Genomic DNA, 4,893 nt, shown 5'->3' on the forward strand with positions numbered 1-4,893 from the left:
GGGAATTTGGTTTTTTTTGTTCGATGTTTGTACTGGTATTGGCGTTTGTTACTCCATTACGGCCCACAAAACCCGAAGTAACGGGGTTTGGGATCGGTTAAACTAGCCACAACTAAGTCACTCATGAGTAATATTGTTATGTCGATTGGCGACACTTCTCTTCAGTCTCTGAATACCTTTTCTCTTGCAGCCCATGCTGCTGAAATTACTTTTGCTCACAATGCAGAACAGTTATCAAATGCCTGGAAATTGGCGCAGGAAAAGCAGCAGCCCTTTTTGCTTTTAGGTGAAGGAAGTAATGTTCTTTTCCTTGAGGATTTTGCCGGAATCATCGTCCTTAACCGGATTAAAGGTATTGAGCTGATTGAAAATGCCAATGAATGGCTCATGCATGTGGGGGCTGGTGAGAACTGGCATCAGCTGGTTTGTTATGCCCTGGAGCATAATATTGCCGGTCTTGAGAATCTTGCCTTAATTCCAGGTTGTGTCGGTTCGGCCCCCATTCAAAATATCGGCGCGTATGGAATCGAGTTGCAAAGCATTTGCGATTACGTTGATGTTTTGGATCTTAAGGCTGGGAAGGTTACCCGTTTAACGTCTGCTGAATGCCAGTTCGGTTATCGTGAAAGTATTTTTAAACATGCCTATAAAGAAGGTTACGCCATCGTCGCCGTCGGACTCAAGCTGGTAAAACAATGGCAGCCAAAACTTACTTATGGTGATTTAAGCCGTCTGAGCCCTGAAACTGTGACTCCCCGCCAGATCTTCGATTCCGTATGTGCGATGCGCCAAAGTAAGTTGCCAGACCCTGCGGTGACGGGTAATGCGGGAAGCTTTTATAAAAATCCGACTGTCGATGCCTCTGTCGCCAAAAGAATCAGTCTAGAGTATCCCTCCATGCCTGTTTATCCTCAGCCGGATGGGCAAATTAAACTCGCAGCAGGCTGGTTAGTAGAACAGGCTGGTCTGAAAGGCTTTAGCATTGGCGGCGCGGCTGTCCATGATAAACAGGCGTTAGTGTTGATTAATAAAGATCATGCCACCAGCGCAGATGTACGCGCACTGGCTAAATACGTGCGTGATACTGTGGCTGCAAAATTTGGGATCTGGCTTGAACCAGAAGTCCGTTTCATCGCCTCTCAGGGCGAAGTGAATGCCGTAGGGGCGTTGTCATGAAAGATATTACGGTTCCGTTGCAGTTAATCTCTATCCTGGCTGATGGCGAGTTTCATTCTGGTGAGCAATTAGGTACGGCCATGGGAATGAGTCGTGCGGCGATTAATAAGCATATTCAGACGGTACGGGACTGGGGGGTAGATATATTTACCGTTCCTGGGAAAGGTTACAGCCTTCCGCATCCGATCCAGTTGCTTGATGAAGCTAAAATTCTCGAGATGCTCCCATCTGGAAAGGTTAGCGTTCTGCCTGTCATTGATTCAACGAACCAGTATCTGATGGACAGAATCGGCGAGCTGAGTTCTGGTGATGCCTGTGTGGCTGAGTATCAGCAGGCGGGGCGTGGTCGCCGGGGCCGCAAATGGTTTTCGCCATTTGGCAGCAATCTCTATCTTTCAATGTACTGGAAACTTGAACAAGGCCCAGCCGCCGCGATGGGACTCAGTCTGGTGATTGGGATAGTGATGGCCGAAGTGCTTCAGCGTCTGGGAGCCAAAGATGTCCGGGTTAAATGGCCGAACGATCTTTATCTTAATGACCGTAAACTGGCGGGGATCCTTGTTGAGCTGACAGGTAAAACCGGAGATGCCGCGCAACTGGTTATCGGTGCGGGTATTAACCTCAAAATGCGTGAGCCTGCGGCTGATACGATTAATCAGGGCTGGATTAACCTGCAGGAAGCCGGCGTTAATATAGATCGTAATGAACTTACTGCCACACTTTTAAATGAGCTGCGTTCTGCTTTACTGCATTTTGAGCGTGAAGGACTGACACCGTTTATCGCCCGCTGGCGTGGTCTGGATAATTTCCTTGATCGTCCGGTTAAGTTGCTGATCGGTGAACAGGAGATTCATGGTATTGAACGTGGAATTGATCCTCAGGGCGCTTTGCTGCTTGAGCAAGACGGAGTCGTTAAGCCTTATATCGGTGGGGAAATTTCACTGCGTGGTCTTTGATCAAAATAAAGGAGAGCCCGGCTCTCCTTTATGGTTATATCGATGGATGAACGTTTATTTTCTCAGTCGGACACTTTCGACCGCGTGATTGGCGCTCTTTGTCAAAATCAGACTGGCTCGCTCACGTGTTGGTAGTATGTTTTCTTTTAAATTCAATCCATTAATCTCATTCCATAACTGTGTCGCAATATTCACTGCTTCTTCTTCTGGCAGCTTTGCATAGTGATGGAAATAAGAATCTGGATCGGAGAAGGCGCCCTGACGGAATTTGAGGAACCGGTTAATGTACCAACCCTGTAATAAGTCTTCCGGAGCATCAACGTATATTGAAAAATCAACAAAATCGGAAACAAATACATGGTGCGGATCGTGCGGATAATCCATTCCACTTTGCAGTACGTTAAGCCCTTCCAGGATTAAAATATCCGGTTGCTCAATGACTTTATTCCCCTCCGGGATCACATCATAAATAAGATGTGAATAAACTGGCGCAGTCACATGCTTAGCACCTGATTTGACTTCGGAAACGAAATTGACCAGCTGATGCATATCGTAAGACTGCGGGAAGCCTTTTTTCTTCATGATCCCGCGCTCCTGGAGCGTCTTATTGGGATACAGGAAACCATCAGTCGTAATCAGCTCAACAGAACGATGCTCTGGCCAGCGGCTCAGGAGTGCCTGAAGGACACGCGCCGTGGTGCTTTTACCTACTGCAACGCTGCCCGCAATCCCAATCACATAGGGTATTTTTTGCCCGTCGGTGCCAAGGAACTGCTCGAGCACGGCCTGCCGGCGCAGGTTGGAGCTGATATAAAAATTGAGAAGGCGCGAAAGCGGCAGGTAGATCTGCGCCACTTCTTCAAGGGACAAGTCCTCGTTGATGCCTTTCAGGTTTACCACTTCCGCTTCTTTAAGCGTGAGGGGTACTGAATCACGTAAGGCTGCCCACTGCGCACGGTCAAACTGCAGATAAGGAGTTGCCAAAGATGGGTCTCTTTTTTTCATAAGTTAAAGTCTGCCTGTTAGCGCAGGTCAGGAAAGGCGATCACGCCAACTCCAGACAGTAAACCAGCAGCATATTATAGACACCTTAATTTTTGGGGGAGATCTTTTTCTTATAACTTATCGATTTCTTTGATTGAGTTTAAAAATTTTTAAGAAAGTTATGCAAACAGGGAAAAGTCTCTTGTAGTGCGGCGTGCAATTCACCGCACAATAGCGGACTAGAGATGGGGATAGGACGCGGGGTTAAAGAGGGAGAGCTGCTTGTAATAGACCACTTCTTTTTTTCGGCTGTAGCCGGTCGTGTCGTGCCTGCATTCTATGCAGCGATATCCCTGAGAGCGATAGAAAGCTTCAGCCTCTGAGCCTGACTGCATATCTGAGGAAAGCATAGTGCAACGCAAATCCTGAGCGGTGTTTTCCAGAACTCGCATCAACTTGCGTCCCACACCGCGACGTCTCGCCCGAGAACACACCAGCAGGGTGCTGATTTCAGCCTGATGGGATAGCTCAGTCTTACCGGCTAAATCAAGCTGAACGGTACCAACGACACCCTGCTCGTCTCTGGCAATCCAAAGCAATACTTCATTTTGAGAAAGAGCAGGGCGCAAATCATGAAATGAATCTTCAGCCTGCTTTTGTTCCATAACGTGAGGGAAGCCTGCAGAAGCTCCCTGGCTGTTAGCCTCTACCAGCAATCGCGCGAGTTCATCTCTGTAGACCGGTAATGTCGCGGCATTAAGCATAATAATCTTCATCGTTGCACTCCTTGGATGATAAAAACAGTGCGTTCATAAAGGAGGTTGCAAAAATTACGCCAACAAATTCGGCTGTGAAATCAGCCTCCGTAAAAGAGAAAGCAGCTTTTCACGCTCATTACTGAAGCAAAGGTACTTTTGTGGTGCATAAGCCAGGCTTAAATGCAGGTAAAGAAGGTTTTTTAGAGAGCAACTGGAAAACAACAGAAGGTAGCAGCTGCCAGCACCGCGCAGGGAAGCAATATTTTCGCGCGTTATTTAACCCTTTAAACGCTTTAAAATGTAAAAAAACAGGTTTTTTGAATAAAACATGAGCGATAGCGCAAAGCATGCAATTTTTTTGTTGCATACCCCTTAAAGTCTCCCTAGAATGCGCAGCACTTGATGCCGGCATAGCTCAGTTGGTAGAGCAACTGACTTGTAATCAGTAGGTCCCGAGTTCGACTCTTGGTGCCGGCACCATTCAAGTACTAACAATTAGGTGGGGTTCCCGAGCGGCCAAAGGGAGCAGACTGTAAATCTGCCGTCATCGACTTCGAAGGTTCGAATCCTTCCCCCACCACCATACAAGCCTTAGCAATGAGGCAGCTTGAAGTGAAAGAGTCGCTTCAAGTGAAGGTGAGGAATTAAGTGTCTCACGTCCTTTTCCCCGTCTTCGAAGTTCTTCAGAACAATCAGGTAGCCGAGTTCCAGGATGCGGGCATCGTATAATGGCTATTACCTCAGCCTTCCAAGCTGATGATGTGGGTTCGATTCCCACTGCCCGCTCCAAGTATGTGCTGATATAGCTCAGTTGGTAGAGCGCACCCTTGGTAAGGGTGAGGTCGGCAGTTCGAATCTGCCTATCAGCACCACTTCCAAATCCTCCCTCCTGATTTTCTTTCTGTAAACTAATTCGTCAAGCAAATGCTTGGTTGATGTGGTGATACCACCGATTTAACCGTGTCTTAGAGGGACAATCGATGTCTAAAGAAAAATTTGAACGTAACAAACCGCACGTT

Annotated in this window: 5 protein-coding genes and 4 tRNA genes; 7 read left to right on the forward strand and 2 right to left on the reverse strand. The window is 47.4% G+C overall.

Features of this window, described 5'->3' with window-relative positions:
* The first annotated feature begins 138 nt into the window (after positions 1-138).
* Together murB and birA are read left to right on the forward strand one after the other, a co-directional pair.
* Positions 139-1,176 (forward strand): UDP-N-acetylmuramate dehydrogenase, encoded by a 1,038-nt coding sequence (murB, locus tag ACJY2G_RS25345; RefSeq protein WP_430320984.1) that lies wholly within the window; start codon positions 139-141, stop codon positions 1,174-1,176.
* A complete protein-coding gene (birA, locus tag ACJY2G_RS25350; RefSeq protein WP_120164118.1) occupies positions 1,173-2,132 on the forward strand; it encodes a bifunctional biotin--[acetyl-CoA-carboxylase] ligase/biotin operon repressor BirA in 960 nt (319 codons plus the stop codon). The genes murB and birA overlap by 4 nt, the downstream gene beginning before the upstream one ends.
* 54 nt (positions 2,133-2,186) lie before the next feature.
* Here the strand turns inward: birA and coaA are convergent, their stop codons facing one another.
* On the reverse strand, positions 2,187-3,137 hold the full coding sequence (coaA, locus tag ACJY2G_RS25355; protein WP_112291820.1) for a type I pantothenate kinase: 951 nt from the start codon (positions 3,135-3,137) through the stop codon (positions 2,187-2,189).
* Between the two features lie 218 nt (positions 3,138-3,355).
* Positions 3,356-3,892: a GNAT family N-acetyltransferase gene (locus ACJY2G_RS25360; RefSeq protein ID WP_120164117.1), complete on the reverse strand. Its 537-nt coding sequence runs from the start codon at positions 3,890-3,892 to the stop codon at positions 3,356-3,358.
* Between the two features lie 140 nt (positions 3,893-4,032).
* On the opposite strand from ACJY2G_RS25360, the gene ACJY2G_RS25365 reads away from it, so the two are divergent.
* From ACJY2G_RS25365 to ACJY2G_RS25385, 5 genes are all read left to right on the forward strand, one after another.
* Entirely contained in the window at positions 4,033-4,206 is a 174-nt protein-coding gene (locus tag ACJY2G_RS25365; protein WP_439292373.1) for a hypothetical protein, read from the forward strand.
* A gap of 72 nt (positions 4,207-4,278) precedes the next feature.
* Positions 4,279-4,354: transfer RNA gene (locus ACJY2G_RS25370), tRNA-Thr, on the forward strand.
* 18 nt (positions 4,355-4,372) lie between these two features.
* Positions 4,373-4,457, forward strand: a tRNA-Tyr gene (locus tag ACJY2G_RS25375).
* Positions 4,458-4,588: 131 nt separating this feature from the next.
* Positions 4,589-4,663 (forward strand) — tRNA-Gly (locus ACJY2G_RS25380).
* Positions 4,664-4,670: 7 nt separating this feature from the next.
* A tRNA-Thr gene (locus ACJY2G_RS25385) sits at positions 4,671-4,746 on the forward strand.
* The last annotated feature ends 147 nt before the right edge of the window (positions 4,747-4,893 follow it).

The sequence above is a fragment of the Rahnella sp. ATs2 genome (genome assembly GCF_051851855.1).
In the GTDB taxonomy this organism is placed as follows: Bacteria; Pseudomonadota; Gammaproteobacteria; order Enterobacterales; family Enterobacteriaceae; genus Rahnella; species Rahnella variigena.

Excerpts from the sequence above, each read along its gene's own strand:
- murB (WP_430320984.1), top strand. The coding sequence starts at position 139 with ATGTCGATTGGCGACACTTCTCTTCAGTCTCTGAATACCTTTTCTCTT.
- birA (WP_120164118.1), top strand. The coding sequence starts at position 1,173 with ATGAAAGATATTACGGTTCCGTTGCAGTTAATCTCTATCCTGGCTGAT.
- coaA (WP_112291820.1), bottom strand. The coding sequence starts at position 3,137 with ATGAAAAAAAGAGACCCATCTTTGGCAACTCCTTATCTGCAGTTTGAC.
- ACJY2G_RS25360 (WP_120164117.1), bottom strand. The coding sequence starts at position 3,892 with ATGAAGATTATTATGCTTAATGCCGCGACATTACCGGTCTACAGAGAT.